The sequence below is a fragment of the Mycobacterium sp. IDUB_21 genome, assembly GCF_055419425.1.
Genome location: NZ_JBVAXQ010000007.1, coordinates 65,226 through 90,280, shown reverse-complemented (window position 1 = coordinate 90,280; position 25,055 = coordinate 65,226). Strand labels below are relative to the sequence as shown.

The window sequence follows — 25,055 nt, the reverse complement described above, 5'->3', positions numbered from 1 at the left end:
ACGACTACGCCACAACTGTGCGGCCTCTGCCAGGCATCTCCTCATCCGCGGCCAAGGACACGTTCATCGCCCAGCTCGTCGACAGCGACCGGCGGCGCCGGTTCGCCTTACGCGTAGCCGTCTCAGATCCCCACCCCAAAGTGCTCGGGGAACCGTTGTCGGCGTTTGACCCGCACTACGCCGCTGTCCGCTGCGTCCGCGACGGCGACTTCGACGAAGCATGCTGGCTGGTATTTCTAGCCACCCATTTCGGTTTTCACCGCCACAACAGGTGGGCATTGTCAGGCAATTTCTATCGCCGCCTCGACGCGGGTCCGCCGTGGACATGGGAAATGGTGTCGGCTCAGCCCAGCGCCGTGCGGGCCTGGCTCGACAGCAACCGCATCGCCCTACGCAGCGCGGGAGGACCGTTCGGCAATCACCGCAAGTACGAGAGCCTCGCGGGCGGTGCACCGATGGGCACCGGCGAGGCGATCGAGTCCTACGTCGAGTGGGTTGGGCCTTCCCATCGCACCCATTTCGACGATCTCTGCGCCTCGGGATCTGCGCAGGAATCATTCGCCGCCGCCTACACGTCGATGGCTGATGTGGCCCGGTTCGGGCGCACCGCGCGTTTTGACTACCTCACGATGCTGGGCAAGCTGGGGATCGTTGATCTGTGCCCGGACAAGCTCTGCCTGCAGGGCTCCACTGGGCCGCTCGACGCTGCTCGGCTGCTCGTTTCGGGTTCGACCGGAGTGAAGACGTCGGCGGCCGAGTTGGAGGGTTACTTATGCGATCTCGGCGAGCATCTGGGAGTCACCCTTGACATCCTCGAAGACGGGCTGTGCAACTGGCAGAAGAGCCCTAGCCGGTTCATTTCATTCCGAGGTTAGGGCCATCCCACGCATACCGTCGTTTGAGCGTGTTGAATTGGTTTTGTCTGATAGCGCCGCGGTACTGCAGTTGCCCGACAACGACACCGGCGGAAACTCCGTTGGCCTGAGCAGCCCGCACGATTGTACGTAGTGTTGGTCGGCCCTGCACGGTGATACCGGCAGGAAACAAATGGCGTTCGGCGAATGCGTTGGCCTCGGCTTCGACGTCGTCGTTTAATCCGTCGTCGAAGTTGTCGACGTACATTTCCTCACCCGGATGCAGGACGATGTGACCGGCTTCGTGGAAAAAACTGAACCAGAAGTGGTCATCGGAAAGATGCCGCGCAGAAAGTTGGATCAGGGGGCGGCCACGGTAGGTACGTGCTACCCCGCTGACGGGGCAGCCCTTCGGGGGCCGGACCACCACCACGACCACGCCAGCGTCGGCGCACTGAGCGGTGAGTTGCGGAATGAACTGCGCGGGATCCTTAATCCTCGTCAGGCCAACGAGATCAGCGACCGTGCTAGCGAACCGATCCGTGTCGAAGGAGCCGGATGTGGACTGACCCTCTGCTTGAGCTTCGCAGGCTCGAAACCAGGCTGAAGTAGCTGCGGCATCAACGTCATATGTCGGTGACTTACGGTAGTGCGCGGTGTGCACCGCCTGCCCGTAACGGGACTCCCAGCCTGCTGGTTCGTCCACCTGAAAGTACTGCAGACACGCATCAATCTGCTGGTGCCAGTCAGCCGGCTGCGATATCCACCCGAACTCCACCATCTGCGAGATTGGAAATCGTTGAGCCCATTGGTCGGCCTCGACCCGTCGAAGATCATCGTGGTACTGGGCGTCACGAGAGATCCAGAACTCCCTGCTCGCCCCCACTGTCGCCGACAGAGTCTCCGCGAGGCCCAGCGTGATCGGCAACGACCCGACAAGCAACTCGGCCAGCTGTTGGGCAGCCAGACCGAGCCTGGTCGCGAGCTCGCTGTCACTGATGCCGCGCTCGGCGGCTGCCTGCACGATCGTCTCCCCAGGCGGACACGCCCATCGCGGCGAGAGACCAGTCGCGTTCATCGGGTACCCCTGTCTATCCCCACGAGTTTGACTCGATTGACGCGCTCCCAGTCTAGGACGCCGTTTTCGGCGGGTCGGGCTGACTTGCCGTACGGCTCCCAACGCATTGTGGCAGACGTGCCCAAGTCAAGAAGATAGTTGTCGCCCTCGACGCGCGGATTGCCCGTCGGCAAATCGAAAAGCCCGTCGGCGGAACGCAGGTCAGCCAGGCGAGCGCGCAGTAGTCGTGCGGCGTCGTCGCCGAGTTTGGCCTTCGCCACTTTCGGATCTTCGCACAGCACCCGCAGCTCCGCCGTCGCGAACGACACGATGATCACGATGCCACCGACCCGTCCACATTCTCTCGCGACGGTACAGAGTTACTTTGCTGCATTCACGGCCGACCGATTTCGGCCAGCGGTGTCGATGCCCATGACAGCGAGAATTCGGGGCCCCGGCACCGCAGCATACGTTCCTTCTTTCAGCCGTTGGGGGAGGTCAGCTAAACGGTGAAGAGTAACAGAAATGCCCGCTGACGCCGTTCAGCGTATGGCAGAGATGTCGGCGGACTCCCGGTCGGCAAGTTGGCTCCCCAACAGCGTGGCCGGATTCCTAGTGGGACCAGTTCTCATCGCGCGCCTGATCAGCGAGATCCTCCCAACGGCGGCCAATCGCTGGACCCTACAATGTGCGACGGTCAACGATCGGAACGCGTAGGCACTGGGATTAATGACGGATGACAGCGGTTAACCACAACTGTTGGCCGCGCTCTCGAACACCGAGGACGGCCGAATCCAGCAGCGAATGCGCGGCTAGCGCCGATAATGACCAACTATGTCGCTCCGTCGGCCTTCTCGGGCGCATCGAACCGGCAAGCCCTCGACGACCCGCCGAAACCTAGACCTGAGCAACGGCGTCGCTCCGGCCGGTATTCACCTGTCGCCGGGAGCGTTGGGCTTGCCATCACGTCTGCTCCATGGGTCACCCACGTCGTGCACTAAGCGGTCTCGGTCGGCAGTCCATGCCTGATCTTCGGGCCCGTAGAACAGTTCGGTGATCTCGGGCCATGACGGCCCACTTCGCGAGACGTTCGTTTCGTCGTCGGTCATGTGTCTACGTTCCTCGCTGACGGCGCTTGGCACCTCTATCCACCTACAGTCTGTCGCTAGTGCCGGCTGATCGCACGCGGCATGGGGTTCCCCCGGGCTGCAGGAACGGGGCTCCGCTGCACGATCAGGTGAAGATGTCACCAATCTGTGCAGCAGGCCCACCCACATCATCCCATCCTTGCCTGCGGGTCCTGGTCGTGACGACGGGCATCGAAAACCGATCCGTCAGGGAAGGTGAATCCACTCAGGTCCGGCGTCCGGCTGGGCTGTATGGCGTAGCGGAACTCGATCACCAGCGCGCGATTCAGCGCTTCCCGCGCGTAGACCTTCGCGATGTACACAAGCGCCCAGAAGCCGTTCCGGTTGTGCAGCACGACCGCGTCGCCGGCTCCGGGTTCAACGCTGCGGCTGCTTGTGTCGAACTGAGACACGTTGGCTAACAGCTCAGTCCGCTCGCGCACCCTGTTGATGACCGCCACGTTGGCAATGTCGCTCGGATCGTTGAGCACGTAAACAGTGCCCAGTCCGCGCTCACCGATGTCTAGTGTGAACTCCGAGGTGCCGCTGCCAATCTTGTAGTGACCGCTGTTCTCGGAGTAGACGAACTCGACGTCTCCGTGGAGCGCAGGACTATGCCAGCGGCCGGGGGAGTTTCTAATGGCCAGCGTCGCTTGAAGATCCGTGCGTCCCTCGAACGGATTGGGTCCCAGTGGCGGTGCCGCGTCGACGGCCACGCCATGGATGTCACGGAGAAGTCGTTCGCATGCAGCTTCCTGAGCGCTGAAGTCGCGGAAATCCTGCCAGAGCCTTCCGCTGAGGAACCTCGGCAGCACCGGTGGGTTCTGAGGGTTATTCCTGATGATGGGTATGACGGAACCTGCATCCAGATCCCCATAGAGTCGAGCCGAGAGCATCTGCGCTTCGACTCCTGCCCCACCGCTGCGGTCGTTGCACTTGCGGCTGTAATTTTCGGACACAACCGCAATCACTCGGTATGCGCTGTCCGCGGCACGTTCCATGTATTGCGCAAGGTTGCCCCCCAGTGTGACATCCCAACAATCGAGGCAGACGTCGACGCCGTTCCCGCGGAGCCGAGAGGAGAGCTGCAGGACCCAGTCTCGGTGCTCGTCATCGTCGTGGGAGTAGGACATGAACACCCGCGGTTCAGCAACCATCACTCGATCATGGCAGCGGCGACATCCACGGTCCAAACAGCCGCCAGTCGAAACCTCCTACGGCAGGTTGGAGGTTGCAGCTGGCTACAAGCTATCAACGGTTTTCATGGTCTCCACGCTGACAGTTGTAACCCGCTTGATCAACTCGATGATGTACGTCGGGTCGTCGTGTTCGTCGCACCAGTCGTTGGGGTCATTGACGATTCCCGACGCCTTGTCGGTCTTCACCTGGTACCGGTCGATGAGCCAGGCCAGCGCCGAACGGGAACCGAGCATGTACCGCCCTGCTTCCTCCGGGATGCCGGCGATGGTGACCTTGCCGTTATAGAGCAGGGTCGTGACGCTGTCGACGTTCTTACCGGTCTCGGGATCTTTCTTCTTGGCCCACTTCATCTTCGTTACCCGCCACGTCTCACGGTCAGCTGCATTGGCGCCGGCCCTGAGCTGCACGTCGAGCGGATACGGCTGCACGGACTCGTAGTTGACGTGCAGCTCGGCCAGCTTGCGGCCTGCGGCCGCCAACTGCTCGAAACGCTCACGAGTCTCCGGTGTCGGAATGTGCGGCAGCATCTTCTTCAGGTCCGCGGCGTACTTGGTGCGGTAGGCCGGGTCATGCAGCAGGCCGTAGACGTAGTAGAAGATGTCGTCCTTGCTCACCTGGTCGCCGACGGCCTCGCGATAGATAGCGAGGATGCCGTCGGTGATGTTGTCGATGCGGCGGTAGCCGTACTCGTCGGTCTCGTCGCTGCTGTTGTCCAGCGCCAGTTCACCGTCCGTGGATTCGACCTTCTCGTAGGTCCAGCGGGGGAAGAACTGGCCTGTGTCGAGGGTGTGCAGGTTGGGCAGCAGATCGGTGATGAACGGCGTGAACGCGAAGTGCGACGCCGGGCCGGTAAGCACGATCCCGAGGTTCGTATGGTGCGGTGTTGGGAACATCGACGGCAGCTGGTAGGTGCAGTTGTTGAGTTGCTGCCCCTGGTCGAAGTAGGCGTTCTGTTTCGTGAAAGGGCGATACGCGCCGACCCGGACCGCTGTGGCCTGGAACTCCATCGTTTTCCCTTGCACCACCTGGCGCTTGTTGACGCGATCCCACGTGAATTGGGTGGAGTCGACGGTGATCAGATCCTCGACCGGTCGGCTGTCCCGGGTTCCGGCGAGCCTGTCGACCTCGGAGTTGTAAAATTCAGTGGTCCGCTCAATATTTGCGGTTAGAGCTTCGCGGGAGAAGCTGTAACACCAGGCGTCGCGGTTGGTAGCCAAGCCGAGGGAGTAGTTACCGAACACCACCGTCTCGCCGGGTGCTCGCTTCTTGTTGCCGATGGCCGGCCAAGCGCCAAAGGTGTCGTCGCGTTGACTGATCCAGTCGCCATGAGCGTTGGGGGTGATGGCCTGCCAGTGAATGGCATCAAACTGGGCTTGACTGACCTCGTGAATTTTCTCACCGGCGGAGAGGTAGTCAGCTACTTCGGTGTACTGGATTCTTATTGGGCCGGTCTGACGTGGGTCTTTGACGAGTAGAACGATGGCGATCGCCGCTCTGGACCCTCCGTCGGTGTTACTGATTTCTGTGCCGTCCGCACGCCGCCCGCCAAACTCGAAGACGGGTCGGCCTTCTTTTCGGAGTTCCTCACCGCTAGTTCGGCGATTTCCTCGTAGGTTGTAGATGTAGACGGTGTTGTAGTCATCGGCGAGTGATAGACGCATGCCGTCGGCGGTGTTGGCGTCGATCCAGCCTCCGTTGGAGACGAACCCGATTACCCCCTTGTCGCCGATGCGGTCGGTGGCCCAGCGGAACGCTCGGATGTAGGAGTCGTAGAGCTGCGCCTTGCGGCCACCGGTCGACCGCTTGGCGTAGGTGTTCTCGATCCGCCCGTCGAGCGTCGGGTACTTCACGTTCGCGTTCAGATCGTTCGCACTTGACTGCCCCACGGAATACGGCGGATTCCCGACGATCACGTTGATCGGTGTCGCCAGCTGGGCTTCGATGCGGGCGTTGTTGTGCGGGAACATGAGCGCGTCCATCGAGTCGCCGGCTTCGCTGATCTGGAAGGTGTCGGCGAGCACGATGCCGGGGAACGGCTCGTAGTCATCTTCACCGGCGGTCTTACCGGCCAGCGCGTGGTAGGTGCTCTCGATGTTGACCGCGGCGATGTAGTAAGCCAGCAGCATGATCTCGTTGGCGTGCAACTCGGTTGAGTATTTGCGCTGTAGGTCCTGCGCGGTGATCAGCTCCGATTGCAGCAGGCGGGTGATGAAGGTGCCGGTGCCGGTGAATCCGTCGAGGATGTGCACGCCTTCGTCGGTGAGGCCGCGGCCGAAGTGCCTGCGCGACACAGTGTCCACAGACCGCAGGATGAAGTCAACCAGCTCGGTGGGGGTGTAGACGATCCCGAGCGCGTCAGCCTGCCTCTTGAAGCCGATGCGGAAGAACTTCTCGTAGAGCTCGGCGATGATCGCCTGTTTGCCCTCGGCGCTGGTGACTTCGGCAGCGCGGCGGCGCACCGATTCGTAGAAGCCTTCGAGTCGGGCGGTTTCGGCTTCCAGGCCGGTGCCGCCGAGCGTGTCGACCATCGTCTGCATCGTGCGCGACACCGGGTTGTGCGAGGCGAAGTCGTGGCCGGCGAACAACGAATCGAACACCGGTTTGGTGATCAGATGCTGGGCGAGCATGCTCACCGCGTCGGCGTCGGTGATGGAGTCGTTGAGGTTGTCCCGCAGGCCCTGCAGGAACTGGCCGAATGCCTCGGTGGCCTCGCTGCCCGCGTCGTCGAGGACCGCGGTGATGCGGGTGACCAACGCCGCGGCGATGTCGGCGACGTCGGCGGCCCACTGCTCCCAGTAGGTGCGGGTGCCGACCTTGTCCACGATGCGGGCATAGATCGCTTCCTGCCACGCCGACAGGGAGAACAACGCCATCTGCCGCATCGACTCATCGCCGTCAGCGGGCTGGCCGTCCCCAAGGTCGTCGGAGGTCGGGCCGATGTGGCCGCCTAGCAGCTTGTCGGTGCCGACGCCGCCCTTGCGGTCGGAGTCGCTGTTGAGGGCAATCGCGTTGACCATCGCATCGAAGCGTTCGTCGTGGGAGCGCAGTGCGTTGAGCACCTGCCAGACCACCTTGAACCGCTGGTTGTCGCCGAGGGCGGTTGACGGTTCGACGCCTTGGGGGACAGCGACCGGCAGGATGACGTAGCCGTAGTCTTTGTTGTCGGCTTTGCGCATCACCCGCCCGACTGACTGCACCACGTCGACCACGGAGTTGCGGGGGTGCAGGAACAGCACCGCGTCCAGGGCTGGCACGTCGACGCCCTCGGACAGGCAGCGGGCGTTGGTGAGGACGCGGCATTCATCCTCGGCGACAACCCCCTTCAGCCACGTCAGTTCGGCGTTGCGTTGTAGGGCGTTGAAGGTGCCGTCGACGTGGTGCACCGAACAGGTCAGGCCGCGGTTGGTGGCCGAGACCGGCTGGCCGTCATCTTCGTGGGCGTCGAGCAGCTCCTGATATTTGGTAACCACGACCGGGAACATGTCGACGACCTGCTTGGAGGTCTTGATGTCGCGGGCGAAGGCCACCGCACGGCGCATCGGCGCCTCACCCGGGGCGAAGCCGCTGCCGTCGGGTGCGGTGCCGGCGCGTTTAGCGAGTCCGTTCCAGCAGCCCACCAGTTTGGAGGCGTCATCTAGCGTGAGCTCGCTGCCGTGCGCGGCGACTTGCTGCTGCAGGCCCGGGGCGATGACCGATTCGTCGATGGTCAGCACCAGCACCTTGTAGTCGGTGAGCAGCCCGCGTTCGACGGCGTCGCCGAACGACAGCCGGTGAAACTCCGGCCCGTAGATTTGTTCGCTGTCCATCGTCGCCAGCTCGGCCGAATGTTGTGCGGCCTTGTCTTTGACTGTGTCGGTGAAGATGCGCGGGGTGGCCGTCGTGTAGAGCCGGCGCTGCGCTTTGAGGTAGTCGGCGTCGTGGATGCGCACGAAGTTCGATTCGTCATCGCCGGCCAGGGTGACGCCGGTGGTGCGGTGGGCCTCATCGCAGATCACCAGGTCGAACTCATCGACCCCGAGCTTCTGCGCCTCAGCCACCACCGGCAGAGACTGGTAGGTGGAGAACACGACCGTTAGGCCTTTGGCGCGCTTGCGATGCGCCATCTCATCGGCAAGGCGCTGCGGGTCGGTGGTGACCGGGATCGGCACGTCGTGGACGTTGTAGTCCTCGACCGTGCGCGAGACCTTGGTGTCCGAGCAGACGGCGAACGCCCGCAGGTCCAACTCTGTTTGGGCCGTCCAGGCCCGCAGCGTCTGGCTCAGCAGTGAGATCGACGGCACCAGGAAGAGGATGCGTGCTGCGCCGCCGTTGTCGGTGGCGGTGCGTTCGGCGATCTTGAGTGCGGTGAAGGTCTTGCCGGTGCCGCAGGCCATGATCAGCTTGCCGCGCTCGTTGCCGGCGGCAAACCCGCGGAATACGGCGTCGATGGCCTGGTCCTGATGCGGTCGCGGCTGGTGTTTCAGTGCCGGCGATAGGTCGATGTGCAGGTCGCCGGCGGGCCAGGCGATGTCCCAGTCGATCGGCGATTCGGCGATCTCGGCCATCCCGATGCGCTGCACCGGTTTGGTCTGATCATCCAAGGCGGCCTCGGCGTTTTTGCCCCACCGGTCGGTGGTGGAGATGATCACCCGGTTGGTGAACGCGGTCTTGCCCGATGCGGTGAAGAACGAGTCGATATCGGCCTTTGCCAGGGTGTGGGCGGGCTCGTAGAACTTGCATTGGATCGCGGTGAGATTGCCGGTGTCGCGTTCGCGGGCCACCAGGTCGATCCCGGTGTCGGCTTTGCCTGCGCGGCCGGGCCAGTCGATCCAGCGCCATACCGCGTCGTACTGCTGGGCCAGCATCGGGTCCAGCTCGAAGTAGCGCACCATCAGCTGCTCGAACTTCGTGCCGCGCTCGGAGTTCGACGGCGCCTTGCGGAACGCCTCGATCACCTCGTGAATGGAACCCATGCCTGCGCCTTCACCTGTCGATAGTTGCGTCTACAGACCTTAGGCAATCGTTGAGGCCACCTTGCTCGATCACGTCGGATCGGCGGCAAGACCCTCGGTCTGGGAAACCAGTCGGCATGACGGGAGTATGCGCGGTAGGGGTGACAGGGCCAGCGGGTAGCTGTCGCCACCGAACGACCGATCGACTGTGGTGGCCGTACCCTGCGATGCCTACCAGGTCGCTCGCAACGACGACGCGGGCTAGCGTTGGGTTATGCCGCCGGTACCCACGGAGCAGAAGGTGATCGCACTCAGCCGTGACTTCGGCTCGCGGCGCCTCGCAGAGCTACTTGGGGTGGACGCCGCGCAGGTCGCGCGGTGGCAGGACGGCAATGCAATCGATTTGGTCAACGCGGAGCGGGTGGACCTTCTCGAAGTCGTCATGGCCCACCTGTTGCGGCTGCATTCGATCGAGAACGCTCAGCGCTGGCTCGTTGGGCTGAACCCCCAACCTTGGTGACCGTCGGCCCGTGGACCTCATCCGCCGGCGGCGGACCCGCGAAGTGCTCGATGCGATTGCTAATGAGCGGGCCGGGAGCTTCGCCTGAGGCCCGTGGCGTGTTGCCTGCGTCATCGGCGTCATGTGGCGACCTGTGCGCTATTCCTGGCGCCTCCGCGGGAGCGCAACGGGACGCCGTAGGTTTTCGCCCATCGGGCCATGGTGGTGGTGCTGACGCCGCGTTCGCGGGCGAGATCCGGTAGTGGGCGTTGATGGTCGACGTATTGGGTGTAGAGCCAATCGGCATTGACGGTGTATTTGGTTGCTCTGCCGGGTTTACGTGTTTCGATCTGGTAGTCGGCGGCAAGGCGAGCGACGGTCTGTCGGCTGACGCCGGCCTGATCCGCGATCTCGGCAAGGCTCATCCCGCAGAGTTCGTACCGCTCGATGAAGACCTCGCGCGGGTAGGCCTCTTTGACGCGGCGGTAGGCGTTGAGGTTGGTGGCTGCGGAAGGTGTCGGGTGGCAGGCGAGGAGGTAACGGACCGTGTCAAGGTCTGCGCCGGTATCTTCGGCGGCGTGGCCGAGGGTCAGTCCGGCCTGGATGCCGCGGTGTAGGGCGGCGAGGTCGACGGCGTCGGGGTTCTGGCCCGGCAGACGTAAGCCCCCCAGGAAGTCTGTGTCCGGCTCGTAGTGCACCGGTTCGGCCCGGACGCCTTGCTCGGCAAGGTATTCCAGTGCATGGTCGTCGAGTGCGTCGCTGAGTTCCGGAGTGAGGTAGTAGGGGAAGTCGGCGATCTTGGACCGTAGCGCGGGGCTGATGGTGTGGCTGCGGGCAGGCATACCGGAGATGCGCTCTTGCAGATAGAGCCGGGCCACTTGGGCGCGGGCCGACCCGCGGCTGGTGGCGCCGGTTTCGCGGCAGATGCGCTGCCAGGTGTCGTCGGGCAGCAACTCGCGGTAGTCAAGACGGCGGCGGCGTGAGTAGTTGATGGGGACCGTTGATTGGGCGAGGTGTTCAGCAAGGGACAGCAGGGCCTTGCTGATGTCGGTCCAGTTGGCGTGTTGGTTGAGGAGCTGGAGAACGCGCGAGACCCCATGGTCGCCGAGTGGGCTGTTTATTCTGCGGGCCAGCGGTGACAGTTTCGTCTTTGTGTCGATGAGCAATACCGCGACCGAGAGCGCCGGTCGCAGCTGGCGCAGATGACTCCCGGGGACGGTCAAGCGTAGGGCGACGTTCTGCCAGAGCGAGGTGGGGAGCTTCTCAACCTCGGTGATGCAACCCAGTCTTCGGGTCGGGAAAGCCGGCCAGTTGCTTGCCGTGCGGAATCGGAGCTGTTCGCTGGGTTTGAGGCTCGGGCCGAGTGCTGCAAGTTGGGCAGCACCGGCGATGCCTCCTGTCCACGCCAGGCGCGTAGTGGATGAGTGGGCACCGCGTGCGCGGATCGCGGTGATCAGCCATCGCAGTGCGTCGCCTGCGGTTTGTACATCTTGTTGGTCGAGAGACTGTAGGGCGGCGAGGGCGCCAGCGGCGGTTACGCTCGCAGCCAGCGGCGCCTGTACAACGAGTGACTTCCTGGGGCTCGGCGCTCGTGCGGTCGGCAGTTGTGGATGGTCCAGCTGGTAGGCGGTGAGCAGCTCGTTGCCGATGATCGGTTCGAGTTCTGGTGGGCTGGCATAGGTGAGCGCCTTAACGGCGATTGCCCGGATATCGTCGAAGACACCGGCTGACTGTTGCGGATCTAGGGCATATATACCGCTGTGCACAACATCTGCGTTGACAATGTCGTTGATTCGACGTTGGGCGCGCAGGACGCGATGATCGTCGTTGTCGAAGGTGAGGACTTCGGCGGTGCTCAGATCCGCTCCGCACCGTTCGGCCCGGGTTGTGCGATCGTCGGCCGGTGCTGTGCAGTGTCCCGGTCGTGGGATGCCGTCAGCGGCTAACTGCCGGATTCGGGGGCGGACAGTGCAGTTGGGGCAGGTGTCGGCGAGCAAGCACCTGTGTTCGAGGCAGGTAAAGGTCCATCCAAGTCTCCAGGCCAGCTTCCAGCGGCCACCGGACTCGGCCAGGCAATGTGGGCAGTAGCGTGAGCCGGGCCGCGGCCCCCAGGGGAAAGTGGTGTCCAAACGGGTTGGAGTCTTTATCACCGCTGCCGCTCGGCCGTCGTAGTGCGACAACGTCATTGCCGACAGGACTGTCGAGTTCACCGCGGTGGCCGCGTGCAGCGCGGTCAGCTGATTCGGGGTCAGTCTGATCATCCAGCGGGGCACCGAGTGTAGCGCTGGCTCATGCAGGCCGACCGCTACGCGGAGATCGCCCAAGCTGGTGTGGGTGCGGTGCGCGAGTGCTTCCAGCCAAGAGTCGAGTGCTTCACCGGCAATCGGATCGACATTGATGGGGATGCGTCGGATATCGCTCATGACGCGCGGCTGCTGATTCGCGTGGTGAGCTTGCCGGCTTGCAGTGCAGACTGCAGTTCCTGGCGGGCTTTCTCTGAGGCTTCGTCGTTTTTCACCCGGTCGAGTAGGTCTTGGGTGAGCCGTTCGGCCCCGGTGCGCACGGCTCGTTGGCAGCCCCGGTTGATCAGCGTGATCAGTGATCCGATATGTCCGGTGGATCGGGCATAGAGGTAGTCGGAGAGCTCATCGGCGATCATGCCCGGGTGACTGTCGGCCAGGACAATCCGGCGCTCCAGGGTCAACAGGAGATCACGCCATCGTTTACGCTCTGCCTTGGTCTTGATGGTGAATGCGTCCATCCCGAGCTTTGTTGTACGCCTTCCTGTTTGGGCGATGATCGCATCCTGGTAGGACGACCCCTCCGAGAACAGCCCGTGCTTGGTCAGCCCAACGCCGATATAGATGATGGTGACCGGGAATTCGTTGGCGATGTATTTGAAGTGGTTGCTGATTTCGACGCCCTGGGTGTTGCGCCAGCGCAGGAAGTGCAGGTCGTCGATCATCAACAGGCGGGTTTGGCAGGCCAGTACGCAGTCCAGGGCTCGGTGGGCCAACTGCGCGGCGGTCCCGCGATGGGTGCCGGGGTGGCCGAAGTAGTCGAGCATGGCTCGGTTGAAATCGACCATGCCGGTGTTGCCGGTCAGGCCCACCCGACAGACGGGGATTCGCCGGTGCCCTCCTGGCGTTGCCGATCCGCGTTCGGTGATTTCGCGGCGGTGGAAGTCGCGGGCGAAGGCTAGGGCTGCGGTGGTCTTCCCCAGTCCGGGGTATCCGTCTATGGCGACAGCGCTTTTGGGTTTGTCGCCGGTTTGATGGTTGCTGTCGACGATGTCCCAGAGTTGTTCGTGCAGCTCGGCGAGTTGCGGTGTCCGCAAGGGTCCGAGGTTGGCGTGCCAGGTGCGTCGTTGGGCGTTGTAGTCGATCAGCGCGGCCTCGCCGAGTGCCTTGATCCCTGCCCGGGTCAGCGGTTCGGGACGGGTCAGCACCGGGGCTTCGGCGAAAGCGAAGAATCCTTCGTTGCGCGCCAGCGTGAGATTGTCCAGGTTCGCCGGGTGTGACGGCGGCTGCACCGAGGCGGTCATGCGTCCTCCCATGCGGTGGCATAGAAGTCGTCAGGGTCATCGCTGCTGTCGTCGTCTCCGCAGTCGTCCTCGGACGGCGGTTCAACTGGGGGGCGGCCGGTGCCGTCCGCATCGTCCACAGGGTTCTGATCCGGCAGTGCCTGCTGCACGGATGACAGCGCCTGCACCAATTGCTGCATGCTGCCTGTCGTGGCACAGAGCAATTCGTCTGCGCGGGATTGGCGCAAGGCCAGGCGTCGTTCGGTCGGGGTTTTGCCCAGTCCGAGGTTCCACCGTTCCAGTAGGAGCTCCATCGCGAGCTCGTCATTGGGGTAGGTGTATTTCTTGCGTGCCAGGCTGCGGGCGAAGGCGAGGGCATCGTCGCCAAAGGGCGCTGTGAGCGCTGGTGCGTGCTCCCACATCAGGGTGTGCCACTTTTGATCGCTCGGGTCGCGAAAGTGGACGCAGCTGATGTCGTCAGGATGGCGGTGGACTGGCCATCGTCCACCGGGGTAGGGGCTGCGCTGGTCGCGGTACGGGTCCAAGGATGGCCCGTTGTACCGGCGGCCACCGACCTCGACGCCGTAATGCTGGATGGTGCGCTTCTCGACTGCGAGGAATTCGTAGGCAAGCTCGGGCTCTTGCGGCACTTCGATGTATCCGGCACGCGCGAGACCGTGTTCGAACATGGTCGCCGGTGACAGATCCAACCCTGGGAGGCCTGGCTCTACCAATCCGTCATGGGGTCGGCGGTGGTACACCACCGCGATCCATTCGCGGATGATTGCTTCGAGTTCGTCGATGTAGAAGTGCGCCTCATGTTCCGGGGCCAGGCCGCGGGAATGGATATCCGGACCTTTATAGCCGGGGAGGTACTGGAGCAGGTCTTGTCTAATAGTGAGGAAGAACCGTTCGACGGGACCCTTGTCACGCCCCATACGCAATCGTGCGGGTTGGATCGAGATCCGCATGCGCTGGCACACACTCGTCAGGTGCTCGGAGACGTAGATTTTGCCGTGGTCGACAATCAGGCTTTCGGGAACGATCGCCGGCCAAGCGGCGCGAGTGCCGTCACGGTCGATCGCATCGATGTCAAGCAGTACCGATCGAGGGGTGCCGTGTTCGGGCCAGGTCGCTTCTTTCGGCCAGCTGGCGGGTGCGGCCGGCGGCCGGTAGCACTGGTATAGCACCGTCGCGGCGTCCACCGACTTCGTCGACACCGGTGTCAGGCGCAGGCCGGTGATGCAGCGGGTGTACCAATCCATGCCCACGGTGAGCTCCACTTGGGTCCACCGCAGCGTGAGGGGATCCATCGCGAAGACATCGAGCCTGGTGGTATCCATCAGCAGGTATTCACCTGGCCGGGTCGGCCGCAATCTCCCATAAGTTCGCGGATTGCGTTCAGCAATATCCCGGTTTCGTTTGGTGCTGAGCCGAAAGGTCGCGTACTTAGCCTCGAGGAGAGCTAAGACGCGAAATGCGCTGGCGCGACTTGGGATTGGTACGACATCGGGACCGTAGCGGGCAATGACACGGGCGTTAGCATGCTTGATAACCGCGGTCTGCGAGGGCCGGGATTGATCGACATGTTCCACCATGACCTCGACGGCGGCCTCGCGCCACCGGTCGTCAACCCTGGGTAGATTACGAACCCGCACCTGCTTGCTTTGGACAAGCCCTGCCTCCCCGTGTTGCCGGAAGGCGGCCACCATCCGCTGAATGGTGCGCAGTTTGACGCCGAGCTCAGCTGCCTTCGCCTTGTACCTGTCTGTCTGGGGCAGGGCGGGGTCGTACTCCGGCCGGGGCTCGCCCTTTTCGCCCGCTTCTGCGCTGCCACAGCGGTATCCGGTGAGGACCTCGCGGATGTGAGCAGCGCAGTCCCGGATTCTGACGCGTTCCGACTCACTGATCACCGCCAGGATCGTGGCGGCCACATCCTCCAGGCAGTCCGACGACCCGGATTCGTTGGGCTCGTCGTTGGGCTCGTCGTGGCGGTAGGCCAGAAGTGCGCTCAAAGCAATTCGGCGAACCTGCGCGGTACCAACCGTTTTGACGATTGCGCTGTTACCACCAAATCCTGTGCAGATTTCCACGATCTCGATCAGCTCGCCATAAAAGCTCAGTCGGCAGCCCGGGCCGATGCGGAGGCGGTCCATCATGAGTTCGGTCCTTTGCGTAGGACAGCAGTCGATTGCAGGGGTGCATCCAGGTCGGTGGCAATGGCCCCGCACCACAACAGATGACACAGAGCGGGCCGCACCAGTGGAACAGGCAGGGCAGCATGAGCTGTGATTGCCAGTTCAATAGTGAGGCCCTCGACGTCGAGGCGGCTCACGGCGTCCAGGACGTCCCTATTGAGCCGTCGCTCATCGCGGTAGCCGGCCAGGAACCGAATGTTGTTCAGCTCAACAGGTGGTGGTTCGCTCCACACCTCGTAGTCCCATCCCAGGTCCTCGATGAGGTGGCGCGTCCAGGCCAGGGTGTAAGCGACTTTGGGAACGCCCACGCGATGACGTGGCTTGACGTCGACGACAATCGGGCCGTTTCGGGTACTGAGTAGAAAGTCAGGGATGTGTCGGCGCCGTTTGCCGTCGACATCGGCTTCGATCAGAAATGGTTGGGCCGCAATGGAGGTGACCGACGGTTCGAAATCGGCGTAGAGCAGCCGTGCCAGTTCCAGGCGGGACTCGTAGATGACGTGGTCGTTCTGAGTCTTCGCCCAGTAGGTTCCCGAGTAGTGCTGCTGGCCATACCACCACCGGAAGGTCCGCCACGGGGCGAGCGGGGCGGAGAGCACCCCTGCGGCACTGGCCCAGTCGGCGATCTGGATCTGATCTTCTGTGATCGTACGAAACGAGATCAGGGCGCTACGTCGATCCACCTTGGCAGGCTGCTCAGGTGTCTGTGCGACTGCCGGATGGGCTGGCGCAGGCTGGCACTTGTTGACAAGTGCGTTCGAATACGTTGAACTCATGGGAGTCCCTTTCTAGGGGGATTGAGGTGAACGGCGGTACGTGTACCGCTACCGAAGGCCGGGTGCCCGCCCGGCCTTCGGCATTTCTAGTGCGTTGTCAGTGCGACAACATCTGGTCATTCCCGCCTTGTCGTACCCCCATTCCCTTCATCTCTACTGTCTACGAGAACTTCACTATGCGTTGGCGCCCCCGCGATTTCGGAGATGGCTGCCTTACCGGCGGTGCGTTCGTAGCCCAGGTCGATGAGCCTGGCGCCGGCTTCTGACAGCGACACGTTCCACTCACGAGCGCACTGGTAAGCAGCCTCAGCCACTGCGCGCGGCAGCCGAAACTCCACACGCACCCTGTCCCGAACTCCAAGCTCTGGGCGAGCCATGAGCGCTCCCTCCCGCTATGTAGCATCAGCGCATTCGGTGATGTGCCGGCGTTTCGCCGTCGCTATACCGGTATCAAACACCCTGCAGGACAGAATGTCTCGCTGCTCTGGTGCATCACAACAGACGCGCTCAATCAGCCGCACACAATCCGTAAACACTTGGGGGGTAGCGCCATTGCGTAATCAGTGGCTAAACCCCTGGATACGCCCGACGCGTTCCGCAGCCCTGCACAATTTGGAACGACGACACCATAGATTGTGATGTTCGTCACAGCGCTCAGTCGAATGTTCGGTCAGCTGAGCAAGCAGATCATCCGTTTGAGTCGCGTCAGAGAGCAGCTACGAATGCGTCTTGATCGGCGTGCCGGCGGGTCAACTCTTCCGGCGTCAGGCGCGCTTCGGTCGCATCAAGTACGTCATCGTGACCCTCGTAAGGCACCAAGCGGATCCTGATTTCGAGGTCGGCCGCCGCCAGGATGCGCGCCAGGACTGGCAGTGACGGTTGCCGGGCCCCTGATTCGATACGGGCGATCGTTGACTGCGGCACACCCGCCAATTCGGCAAGCCGACGCTGCGATATGCCGATCTGACTTCGGGCTACCTTCAACAGATTTCCCGCGAGTCGCTCGACGTGACCAATTCGCGTCGGCCCCATTTGCGACATAACCCGACGATAGCCGGTCGGCTATCAGTTCATCTCCGTATACCCCCGCCCGCATGACACGAGTTGAGATAGGTGACACGGAGGTGACACCAACGCTGAGAAAGTGACATCAGCGGTGAGACCCTACAAAATCCTGAAAGCGTCAGTGCGCCATGTTCGTAAACCGCGACAAGTGCAGCTGATGCGCCACCGTCACCGTCTTCGTCGGGCCGTTACGGTGTTTGGCCAGAATCAGGTCCGCTTCGCCGCCCCGAGGGTCGTCGCGCTCGAAGGCGTCGGGCCGGTGTAGCAGGATCACCATGTCGGCATCCTGTTCCAGGCTGCCTGACTCACGCAGGTCGGCCAGCATCGGCTTCTTGTCGGTGCGCTGCTCGGGACCACGGTTGAGCTGGCTGAGCGCGACGACCGGCAGTTCCAGCTCCTTGGCCAAAAGCTTGAGGTGCCTTGAGAATTCAGAGACCTCGACCTGACGGGACTCGACTCTCTTGCCGGAGGACATCAGTTGCAGGTAGTCGACCACCACCAGGCGCAGGTCGGCCTTCTGCTTCAGCCGGCGCGCCTTGGCGCGGATCTCCATCATGGTCAGGTTGGGTGAGTCGTCGATGTAGAGCGGCGCCTCACTGATCTCGCTCATCCGCCGGGCCAGCCGGGTCCAGTCGTCATCGCTCATCCGGCCCGAGCGCATGTCGCCGAGTTTGATCTTGGCTTCGGCGGCCAAGAGGCGCATGACGATCTCGGACTTGCTCATTTCGAGCGAGAAGATGACGCTGGCCATCCGGTTCTTGATCGAGCAGGACCGCATGAAATCCAGAGCCAGCGTCGATTTCCCCATACCCGGCCGGGCCGCGACGATAATCATCTGCCCCGGGTGCAGCCCGTTGGTCACCTCGTCGAGATCGGTGAAGCCCGTCGGCACACCGCGCGCCACCCCGCCGTGCGAGGCGATCGCGTCGATCTCGTCCATGGTGGGCTGCAGCAGGTCTTCGAGCGGGACGAAGTCCTCGGAGAGCCGGCGGTCGGCGACGTCGTAGATCTCGGCCTGAGCCCGGTCGACGATCTCGGCCACGTCGGCGCCCTCAGCGCCGGCGTAGCCGTACTGCACCACCCGGGTACCGGCCTCCACCAGCCGGCGCAGCAGCGCCTTCTCCGAGACGATGGTGGCGTAATAGCCGGCGTTGGCCGCCGTCGGCACCGTCGAGATCAGCGTGTGCAGATACGGGGCGCCACCCACCCGGCGCAGCAGGCCGCGGCGGTCGAGTTCAGCGGCCACCGTCACCGGGTCGGCGGGCTCCCCGCGGCCGTAGAGATCCAGGATCGCGTCGTAGACGTTCTGGTGCACCGGGCGGTAGAAGTCACCGGGCCGCAACCGCTCCAGCACGTCCGCGATGGCATCCTTGCTCAGCAGCATCCCGCCGAGCACCGACTGCTCCGCGGCGAGATCCTGGGGCGGCTGGCGGCCGACGTCTTCGCGAGGCGGCTCCTCAAGCTCAGAGTGCCCACGATCGTCGACCACTGCCATGCGCCCCACCTCCTCCGCAGCACGCTCGAACGTCTATTCGACTTCGATGTCCCGACTGTAGCCGTGGACCCCGACACCCCCATCGCGTCGTGCCGGGTTGACGGTAGGCGTTGCTGGCGGCCCTACCAAACGGGCTTGTTCACAAAGGTGTGGATGAAGTGTGCACACCGGTCCCCCACTTGTTTGGGACGGTGGGGAAGACCTGTGGATAGTTCTGTTTCGATTTGTCATCACCGCAGGTAAGCGCACCACACCACGGTGTCCTCGCTGTGGAGGGCAATCTCTTCGGCGTGTCGGCCAAGGTTGCCATCTTGGGCGTGTTGCCTGACGGACAGGTGGACGCCGCTCCACGACCACGTAAATAGCACCAGAACTGCGCACGGGCCGAAAAGTTAGCCAGAGTTAACCGGAGTTAACCGGATCCGAGCACAGCAAAGCCCCGGCGGAGCCGATCAGGGCGCCACCGGGGCTGCTGAGTTCGCGCCTAGTTCGCCACGGCGACCCGCCGCGCCCGGCTCTTAGTTCGCCGCGGCGACGTCGAGCGTGACGTCGACGTTGATCTCGGGATGCAGGTGCACCGAAACCGGGTGGCTGCCGACGGCCTTGATGTGCGCCTTGGGCAACCGCACGATGCGCCGGTCGAGGTTGGGGCCGCCGGCCTTCTTGATGGCGGCGACCACGTCGCCGGCGGTCACCGAACCAAACAGCTTGCCCGAGTCGGCGGCGGTCTTCATCGGCAGCGTGACCGGGCCCAGCGCCTCGAGAGCCGCCTTGAGCTCCTTGGCGTGGTCCAGGTCGCGCACCGTCTTTGTCTCGCGGGCCCGACGGATGTCGTCGGCCTGCTTCTGCGCTCCGCGCGAGGCGACGATCGCCAGCCCCCGCGGGAGCAAGTAGTTGCGGCCGTATCCGTCCTTGACCTCGACGGTGTCTCCGGCCGCTCCGAGGTGGTCCACCTCAGCGGTCAAAATCAGCTTCATCGTTTTCGTACTTTCTCGGCTGGAATGTTCGGCTAGCGCGCCGACGAGGTGAAGGGCAGCAACGCGACCTCGCGGGCGTTCTTCACCGCGAGCGCGACATCGCGCTGGTGCTGAACGCAGTTGCCGGTCACCCGGCGGGCGCGGATCTTGCCCCGCTCACTGATGTAGGTGCGCAGCAGCGAGGTGTCCTTGTAGTCGATCACCTGCTTCTTGTTGGAGCAGAACGCGCACTTGCGGGCCTTGATCGGCTTCTCGGGAGCCGGGCGCCGCTTGTTGGATTTGGCCATCTACCTATCTCTTTCGTGCTGTGGTTCGTTGGTTTCAGAAGGGCGGTTCGTCGTCGGCGCCACCGAAGGAGCCGGACGCCGGAGCACTGCCCCACGGGTCCTCCGCGGGTGCGGCACCGGACGAGGCCGCCGCCGGAGCTGCCGGAGCGCTGGCTCCACCGCCTCCGCCGAAGCCGCCTCCGCCGCCGCCGCCGCGGCTGACCTTGTTGATCTTGGCGGTGGCATACCGCAGCGAGGGGCCGACCTCGTCGACCTCCACCTCGTAAACGGTGCGCTTCTCGCCCTCGCGGGTCTCGAAGGACCGCTGCCGCAGCCGTCCGGTGACGATCACCCGCGATCCGCGGGTGAGGCTCTCGGCGACGTTCTCTGCGGCCTCACGCCAGATGTTGCACCGCAAGAACAGCGCGTCGCCGTCCTTCCACTCGCTGGTCTGCCGGTCGAAGACCCGCGGGGTGGACGCCACCGTGAAGTTGGCGACCGCCGCCCCCGAAGGGGTGAACCGCAGATCAGGGTCCGCGGTCAGGTTTCCAACGACGGTGATGGTGGTGTCACCTACAGCCACGGGGCCCTCCTAGGATCGGTGTCAGCGCTGATGCTGCATGTGGAGCTTGAGCCTACGCAACGGCTGCGACAGCCTGCTACGACTTGTCGGTCCGCATCACCTTGGTGCGCAGCACGGCCTCGTTCAGGCCGAGCTGACGGTCGAGTTCGGACACGGTCGCCGGAGCGGCCTTGACGTCGATGACCGCGTAGATGCCCTCGGCATGCTTGGCGATCTCGTAGGCCAGGCGGCGCTTGCCCCAGATGTCGACCTTGTCGACCGTTCCACCGTCTTTGCGGATCACGTTCAAGAACGTCTCCAGGGACGGGGCAACGGTGCGCTCGTCGAGAGTGGGGTCAAGGATGACCATGATTTCGTATGGACGCATGGGAACCTCATCACCTCCTATGGTCGTAGTGCGGCCGTGGATGTGTCCACGGCAGGAGGGTCGCCTGCGTCGGCAACCCGGCTAGGCTACCGGAGGCTGGGCTGCGACGTGAAATCGGCCGGACCGGGCTCGACCGCCGGTTCATGCGGCGGCGGTGGCCGCAACCGCGCGGGCAGCCACGGCGGGGGTTCATCGGGCGCTCCGTCGAACACCCCGCCGGCGGGGTCGTCCACCCGTCCACCCGCGCGCACCAGATCCCGCTCGGGCCGATAGATCTGCCGGATCACCAACGCGCACAACCCCAACACCGCCAGATCGCGCACCAGCACCGTGGAAGTGAACGCCTGCTCGGGCAGGCTGCGGTCCGGGACGCTGTAGAGGTAGTACATCCGCGGCACCCATACCAGCGCGTCGACGGTCATCCAGGCCAGCAGCAATCGGCGGTGCGGCACGGCCAGCACGGCCAGCGGCACCAGCCACAGTGAAAACTGCGGACTCCACACCTTGTTGGTCAGCAGGAAGGCGGCCACCAGCAGGAAAGCCAACTGCGCCACTCGCGGCCGCCTCGGCCCCGTCAGCGCGATGTAACCGATCCCGGCGCAGCACAGCGCAAACAACGCCGCGATCACGATGTTGAGTACCGTCGGCGGCTGCCACAGCCCCAACTCGCCGTCGAAGCCCCGCCACCCGGTCAACGACTTCACCACGTTGTAGACCGAATCCATGTCGTCGCCGCGGCGGGAGTTGAGCCGGAAGAACTCACTCCAGCCCCGCGGGGCGAACACCAGGACCGGCAGGTTCACCGCCAGCCAACTCACCGCTGTGGCCACCGCGGTGCGCTTGACCTCACCCAACCGCCCGGTCCGCACCCCCAGCACCAGCAGCGGTAACAGCAGCAGCACCGGGTACAGCTTGGTCGCGGTGCCCAGGCCGAGCAGCACCCCGGCCGCCACCGGCCGGCGGCGCGCCCAGGCCAGCAGCCCGCAGGTGGCGAACGCGGTGGCCAGCGCGTCGAAGTTGGTGAAGATCTGGAAGATGAGCAGCGGCGAGCCCGCCACCAAGGCGGCGTCCCAGACCCGGCGGCCGGCCAGCTGCGCGGTGGACCACACCGTCGCCAGCCAGGCCAGGGCCAGGCCCAGCGCGACGATGTCGAAGAACACCACCACTTCGGCGACCCCGCTCAACGCCGGGATCTTCACCACCTTGCTGATCGCCGTGTACGTCTTGGCCAGGGCCATCGCGGAGTACTGGTAGAGCCCGGTCAGCACCGGATACTCCATGTAGCGCTGCGCGGGCTGCCCGTCGTAGCGGACCTGCGGCTTCCCTGCCGAGTCCTTCTCGACCCAGCTGGATTTGTAGGGGAACTTGCCCTGGTCCAGCAGCTCCGCGGTATACAGCGGGACGACGTCGGAGTAGCACAGCTGGAAGTAGGCACGCTCGTGGTCCCAGTTGGCCACCCGCTGATCGGGGCCGCCGGAACCAACGCTCTGCAGGCACGGCGCCTTGGTCGTCGCGCCCAACGCCATGAACAGCACCGCGATCAGGAACATCACCCGCAGCGGTGTCATGAACCTGCTGCGCCCGATGAGGGCGTGCCGGCCCACCGGCCCACCGATGGTGTTCGACAGTGCGTGCGCGACCGGGTCGGTGTGGCTGGGCAGGTCGCGGTCGTCGGCGCTGCGCAGGTCAGCGGCCAACGGCTGGGGAGAAACCCCCGCTCGGCCTGGGATCACCTCCGTCACGGTAGTGGCTCGGGCACCGGTGCTGGCGGCGGCGGTGGTGGTGGAGGCGGTGGCGGTGGTGGCGGCGGCGGGGGGAACAGCGGTGGCTCCGGGAACGGCGGCGGCTCGTCGGCGTCGGAGTCCAGTGGTGGCGGCGGCGAGTACCACTCCATCGGCGGCGGTGGCGGCGGCGCGGACGGTACCCCCGCGAAGCCACCGATCTCGGCGGGCTTGGGGAACGCGAGGACGGGGCTGCCCGCCAGCGCGCCGTCCATCCCGGCCTTCCAGATCTCGGCCGGTAGACCCGCGCCGTACACCGGCCCGCCCCATTTGTTCGTCAGCGGCTCCTCGCCCTTGTCGGTACCGACCCACACCGCGGTCGACAGCGTCGGCGTGTAGCCGACCATCCAGGCGTCGCGGTTGGCTCCGGTGTTGCCCAGCTGGGTGGTGCCGGTCTTGGCCGCGGCGGGCCGCCTGCCGGCCAGGTCGTGTCCGCCGGAATAGCTGGGGATCGCCTTCATGGCGTCGGTGACGTTGTCGGCGACCGCCTTGGGGATGCGCTGCTCGCCGGACTCCTTGGTAGCGACTGTGACGTCGAACAGCACCCGGCCGTCGGGACCGACGACCTTCTGGATGAAGTGCGGCGGGTGGTACATCCCGGAGTCGGCCAGGGTGGCGTACGCCGACGCCATGTCGATGACCCTGGTCTGGTACTGGCCGAGCACGATGCCGTTCTCCGGCGGCCCGCCGCGGCCGTCCTCGGACAGCGTGTGCGCCACACCGGGAAAGCTCTCGGCGATCCCGGCCTGATGCGCCGCGTCGGCGACGTCTTGCGGGCCGTGTTTGAGCTTGAGCATCAGCCGGTAGTAGGCCGTGTTGAGTGATCGCTTGAGTGCCTCGGCGATATTGCAGACCCCGCAGCTGGCGCCGCCCACGTTGCTGATCTTGGTCCGGCCGACCGTCAGCGGAGCACTGTCGACCTCATAGCCCAGGCCGATGCCCTGTTTCAGCGCCGCCACCAGGGCGAACACCTTGAACGAGGACCCGGTCTGCAGCCCGGCCTGGGCGAAGTCGAAACCGCCCGCGTCCGCGCCGCCGTAGTAAGCCAGTACCGCGCCGTTGCGCGGGTCGATGGAGACCACCGCGGTCCGCAGTGCCGGCTTCTGCCCGGTCATGACTCCCGCGACGGCTTTCTCCACGGCGCGCTGCGCCTTCATGTCGATGGTGGTGGTGATCCGCAGGCCCTGCATGTTCAGCGCCTGCTCGTCGATATGGAACATGTCGAGCAATTCGGCGATGACCTGCCGCTGGATCAGCCCATTGGGTCCGGTGGCCTGGTCGGAATTGCGCGCCTGGTCCGGCGGGATCGTGGCCGGAAACATCTGCCTGGACCGCTCGGCGAAGCTCAAGGCGCCGGTCTCCACCATTCCGTCGAGCACCCAGTTCCACCGGTCGACGGCACGCTCGGCGTTGAACGCGGGATCCAGGGCGGACGGCCGCTGGATCACCGCCGCCAGCAGCGCGCCTTGCGCGACGTCGAGTTCTTCGACCGGCTTGCCGAAGAACGCCCTTGCCGCAGCGGCGATCCCGTAGGCGGTGCGGCCGAAGTAGATGATGTTGAGATAGGCCTCCAGCACCTCGTCCTTGGGCCACACCTTGGACATCTTGGTGGCGATGACGAGCTCTTTGCCCTTGCGGACCACGCCGGAGACACCGGTCCGCTCGGACCCGACCAAAGCGTTCTTGACGTACTGCTGGGTGATGGTCGAACCGCCCTGGGTGTCCCCACCGAGCAGGTTGTTCTTGACCGCCCGGAAGAACCCCGAGAAGGAGTAGCCGGAGTTGGTGTAGAAATCGCGGTCCTCGGCGGCCAGTACCGCGTCGCGCACGTGGACCGGTACCTGGTCGATCTTGACGTCGGTCCGGTTACCTTCCGGCGGAACGATTCTCGCCAGTTCGGTGCCGTCGGCGGCCACGATCGTCGACACCTGATCGGTATGGATGTCGCCCGGTTCGGGGATCTCGACCGTGCGGTAGGCCATGCCGAAGGTGATGACCGGGGCCACCAGCATCGTCACGGTGGCGGCATACAGACCGCGCCGAACCCAGGTCCAGTTCACCCGCCGACGCCAACCGGGCCGGTCTGTTTGATCAGCCTCGGGAACTTCGGCCTCATCCCGATCGTCGGAGTCCGGGCGCGGCCTTTCTTGCGCTTCTAGGGCCGCTGTGACCACTTCGATGGGGTCCCGCAGATCCGGTTCTTCTCCGGCACCGTTGGGCGGGCCGGCCGGCGGATCGTCCGTCGTCAAGAAGTGGTCTTCTGCAGCGCTGTCGGCACCCGGCGCCGGCGGGCCCTGGCCCTTCACCGTCGGCGGGGGCATCCCGGCGGATATGTCGCGAACTTTCGGCTTCCCAC

At 64.4% G+C, this 25,055-nt stretch carries 18 protein-coding genes; 2 read left to right on the top strand and 16 right to left on the bottom strand.

The annotated features are described in order from the left end of the window. Positions 1–17 precede the first annotated feature (17 nt). The gene (locus ACZYY4_RS12445) at positions 18–875 is read left to right on the top strand and encodes an alpha-glutamyl/putrescinyl thymine pyrophosphorylase clade 3 protein (RefSeq protein WP_463810290.1); all 858 of its coding nucleotides are present in this window, start codon (positions 18–20) and stop codon (positions 873–875) included. Here the strand turns inward: ACZYY4_RS12445 and ACZYY4_RS12440 are convergent. The 4 genes from ACZYY4_RS12440 to ACZYY4_RS12425 all read right to left on the bottom strand — a co-directional run bounded on the left by ACZYY4_RS12440 (position 856) and on the right by ACZYY4_RS12425 (position 9,190). Further along, positions 856–1,878: an ImmA/IrrE family metallo-endopeptidase gene (locus tag ACZYY4_RS12440; protein WP_463810289.1), complete on the bottom strand. Its 1,023-nt coding sequence runs from the start codon at positions 1,876–1,878 to the stop codon at positions 856–858. The two genes, ACZYY4_RS12445 and ACZYY4_RS12440, sit on opposite strands and share 20 nt — an antisense overlap. Before the next feature lie 50 nt (positions 1,879–1,928). Then, positions 1,929–2,249, bottom strand: coding sequence for a killer suppression protein (locus tag ACZYY4_RS12435; RefSeq protein ID WP_463810288.1), 321 nt, complete (start codon positions 2,247–2,249; stop codon positions 1,929–1,931). A gap of 938 nt (positions 2,250–3,187) precedes the next feature. Continuing rightward, positions 3,188–4,195, bottom strand: coding sequence for a toll/interleukin-1 receptor domain-containing protein (locus tag ACZYY4_RS12430; protein WP_463810287.1), 1,008 nt, complete (start codon positions 4,193–4,195; stop codon positions 3,188–3,190). An 84-nt stretch (positions 4,196–4,279) separates the two neighbouring features. Continuing rightward, on the bottom strand, positions 4,280–9,190 hold the full coding sequence (locus tag ACZYY4_RS12425) for a DEAD/DEAH box helicase (protein WP_463810286.1): 4,911 nt from the start codon (positions 9,188–9,190) through the stop codon (positions 4,280–4,282). A 253-nt stretch (positions 9,191–9,443) separates the two neighbouring features. Here ACZYY4_RS12425 and ACZYY4_RS12420 point away from each other — a divergent pair, with 253 nt between their 5' ends. Further along, a complete protein-coding gene (locus ACZYY4_RS12420; RefSeq protein WP_463810285.1) occupies positions 9,444–9,689 on the top strand; it encodes a hypothetical protein in 246 nt (81 codons plus the stop codon). A gap of 119 nt (positions 9,690–9,808) precedes the next feature. Here ACZYY4_RS12420 and ACZYY4_RS12415 read toward each other — a convergent pair whose 3' ends face one another. From ACZYY4_RS12415 to ACZYY4_RS12360, 12 genes are all read right to left on the bottom strand, one after another. Further along, complete coding sequence (locus ACZYY4_RS12415; RefSeq protein WP_463810284.1) at positions 9,809–12,091, bottom strand: TniQ family protein; 2,283 nt, start codon at positions 12,089–12,091, stop codon at positions 9,809–9,811. Then, on the bottom strand, positions 12,088–13,212 hold the full coding sequence (locus tag ACZYY4_RS12410; RefSeq protein WP_463810283.1) for a TniB family NTP-binding protein: 1,125 nt from the start codon (positions 13,210–13,212) through the stop codon (positions 12,088–12,090). The genes ACZYY4_RS12415 and ACZYY4_RS12410 overlap by 4 nt, the downstream gene beginning before the upstream one ends. After that, positions 13,209–15,350, bottom strand: a complete 2,142-nt coding sequence (locus ACZYY4_RS12405; protein WP_463810282.1) for a Mu transposase C-terminal domain-containing protein — start codon at positions 15,348–15,350, stop codon at positions 13,209–13,211. The genes ACZYY4_RS12410 and ACZYY4_RS12405 overlap by 4 nt, the downstream gene beginning before the upstream one ends. After that, on the bottom strand, positions 15,347–16,072 hold the full coding sequence (locus tag ACZYY4_RS12400) for a TnsA-like heteromeric transposase endonuclease subunit (RefSeq protein WP_463810281.1): 726 nt from the start codon (positions 16,070–16,072) through the stop codon (positions 15,347–15,349). Before ACZYY4_RS12400 ends, ACZYY4_RS12405 begins: the two co-directional genes overlap by 4 nt. A gap of 798 nt (positions 16,073–16,870) precedes the next feature. Then, a complete protein-coding gene (locus tag ACZYY4_RS12395; protein WP_463810280.1) occupies positions 16,871–17,206 on the bottom strand; it encodes a helix-turn-helix domain-containing protein in 336 nt (111 codons plus the stop codon). A 142-nt stretch (positions 17,207–17,348) separates the two neighbouring features. Beyond that, on the bottom strand, positions 17,349–18,725 hold the full coding sequence (dnaB, locus tag ACZYY4_RS12390) for a replicative DNA helicase (RefSeq protein WP_463810279.1): 1,377 nt from the start codon (positions 18,723–18,725) through the stop codon (positions 17,349–17,351). Positions 18,726–19,243: 518 nt separating this feature from the next. Next, a complete protein-coding gene (gene rplI / locus ACZYY4_RS12385; protein WP_463810278.1) occupies positions 19,244–19,702 on the bottom strand; it encodes a 50S ribosomal protein L9 in 459 nt (152 codons plus the stop codon). Positions 19,703–19,734: 32 nt separating this feature from the next. Beyond that, a complete protein-coding gene (rpsR, locus tag ACZYY4_RS12380) occupies positions 19,735–19,989 on the bottom strand; it encodes a 30S ribosomal protein S18 (RefSeq protein ID WP_024442719.1) in 255 nt (84 codons plus the stop codon). A 34-nt stretch (positions 19,990–20,023) separates the two neighbouring features. After that, positions 20,024–20,551 carry a single-stranded DNA-binding protein gene (locus ACZYY4_RS12375; RefSeq protein ID WP_463810277.1) on the bottom strand — a complete coding sequence of 176 codons (528 nt, stop codon included), beginning with the start codon at positions 20,549–20,551 and terminating at the stop codon, positions 20,024–20,026. Between the two features lie 76 nt (positions 20,552–20,627). Next, positions 20,628–20,918, bottom strand: a complete 291-nt coding sequence (gene rpsF / locus ACZYY4_RS12370) for a 30S ribosomal protein S6 (RefSeq protein WP_085260160.1) — start codon at positions 20,916–20,918, stop codon at positions 20,628–20,630. 86 nt (positions 20,919–21,004) lie between these two features. Further along, entirely contained in the window at positions 21,005–22,660 is a 1,656-nt protein-coding gene (locus ACZYY4_RS12365) for a glycosyltransferase family 87 protein (protein ID WP_463810276.1), read from the bottom strand. Next, the gene (locus tag ACZYY4_RS12360) at positions 22,657–25,020 is read right to left on the bottom strand and encodes a transglycosylase domain-containing protein (protein ID WP_463810275.1); all 2,364 of its coding nucleotides are present in this window, start codon (positions 25,018–25,020) and stop codon (positions 22,657–22,659) included. Before ACZYY4_RS12360 ends, ACZYY4_RS12365 begins: the two co-directional genes overlap by 4 nt. Positions 25,021–25,055 lie beyond the last annotated feature (35 nt).

What these genes read in the sequence shown, in the direction of transcription:
- ACZYY4_RS12430 (WP_463810287.1), bottom strand. Translation starts at nt 4,195, where the DNA reads ATGGTTGCTGAACCGCGGGTGTTCATGTCCTACTCCCACGACGATGAC.
- ACZYY4_RS12425 (WP_463810286.1), bottom strand. Translation starts at nt 9,190, where the DNA reads ATGGGTTCCATTCACGAGGTGATCGAGGCGTTCCGCAAGGCGCCGTCG.
- ACZYY4_RS12420 (WP_463810285.1), top strand. Translation starts at nt 9,444, where the DNA reads ATGCCGCCGGTACCCACGGAGCAGAAGGTGATCGCACTCAGCCGTGAC.
- ACZYY4_RS12415 (WP_463810284.1), bottom strand. Translation starts at nt 12,091, where the DNA reads ATGAGCGATATCCGACGCATCCCCATCAATGTCGATCCGATTGCCGGT.
- ACZYY4_RS12410 (WP_463810283.1), bottom strand. Translation starts at nt 13,212, where the DNA reads ATGACCGCCTCGGTGCAGCCGCCGTCACACCCGGCGAACCTGGACAAT.
- ACZYY4_RS12405 (WP_463810282.1), bottom strand. Translation starts at nt 15,350, where the DNA reads ATGATGGACCGCCTCCGCATCGGCCCGGGCTGCCGACTGAGCTTTTAT.
- ACZYY4_RS12395 (WP_463810280.1), bottom strand. Translation starts at nt 17,206, where the DNA reads ATGTCGCAAATGGGGCCGACGCGAATTGGTCACGTCGAGCGACTCGCG.
- dnaB (WP_463810279.1), bottom strand. Translation starts at nt 18,725, where the DNA reads ATGGCAGTGGTCGACGATCGTGGGCACTCTGAGCTTGAGGAGCCGCCT.
- rplI (WP_463810278.1), bottom strand. Translation starts at nt 19,702, where the DNA reads ATGAAGCTGATTTTGACCGCTGAGGTGGACCACCTCGGAGCGGCCGGA.
- rpsR (WP_024442719.1), bottom strand. Translation starts at nt 19,989, where the DNA reads ATGGCCAAATCCAACAAGCGGCGCCCGGCTCCCGAGAAGCCGATCAAG.
- rpsF (WP_085260160.1), bottom strand. Translation starts at nt 20,918, where the DNA reads ATGCGTCCATACGAAATCATGGTCATCCTTGACCCCACTCTCGACGAG.
- ACZYY4_RS12360 (WP_463810275.1), bottom strand. Translation starts at nt 25,020, where the DNA reads ATGCCCCCGCCGACGGTGAAGGGCCAGGGCCCGCCGGCGCCGGGTGCC.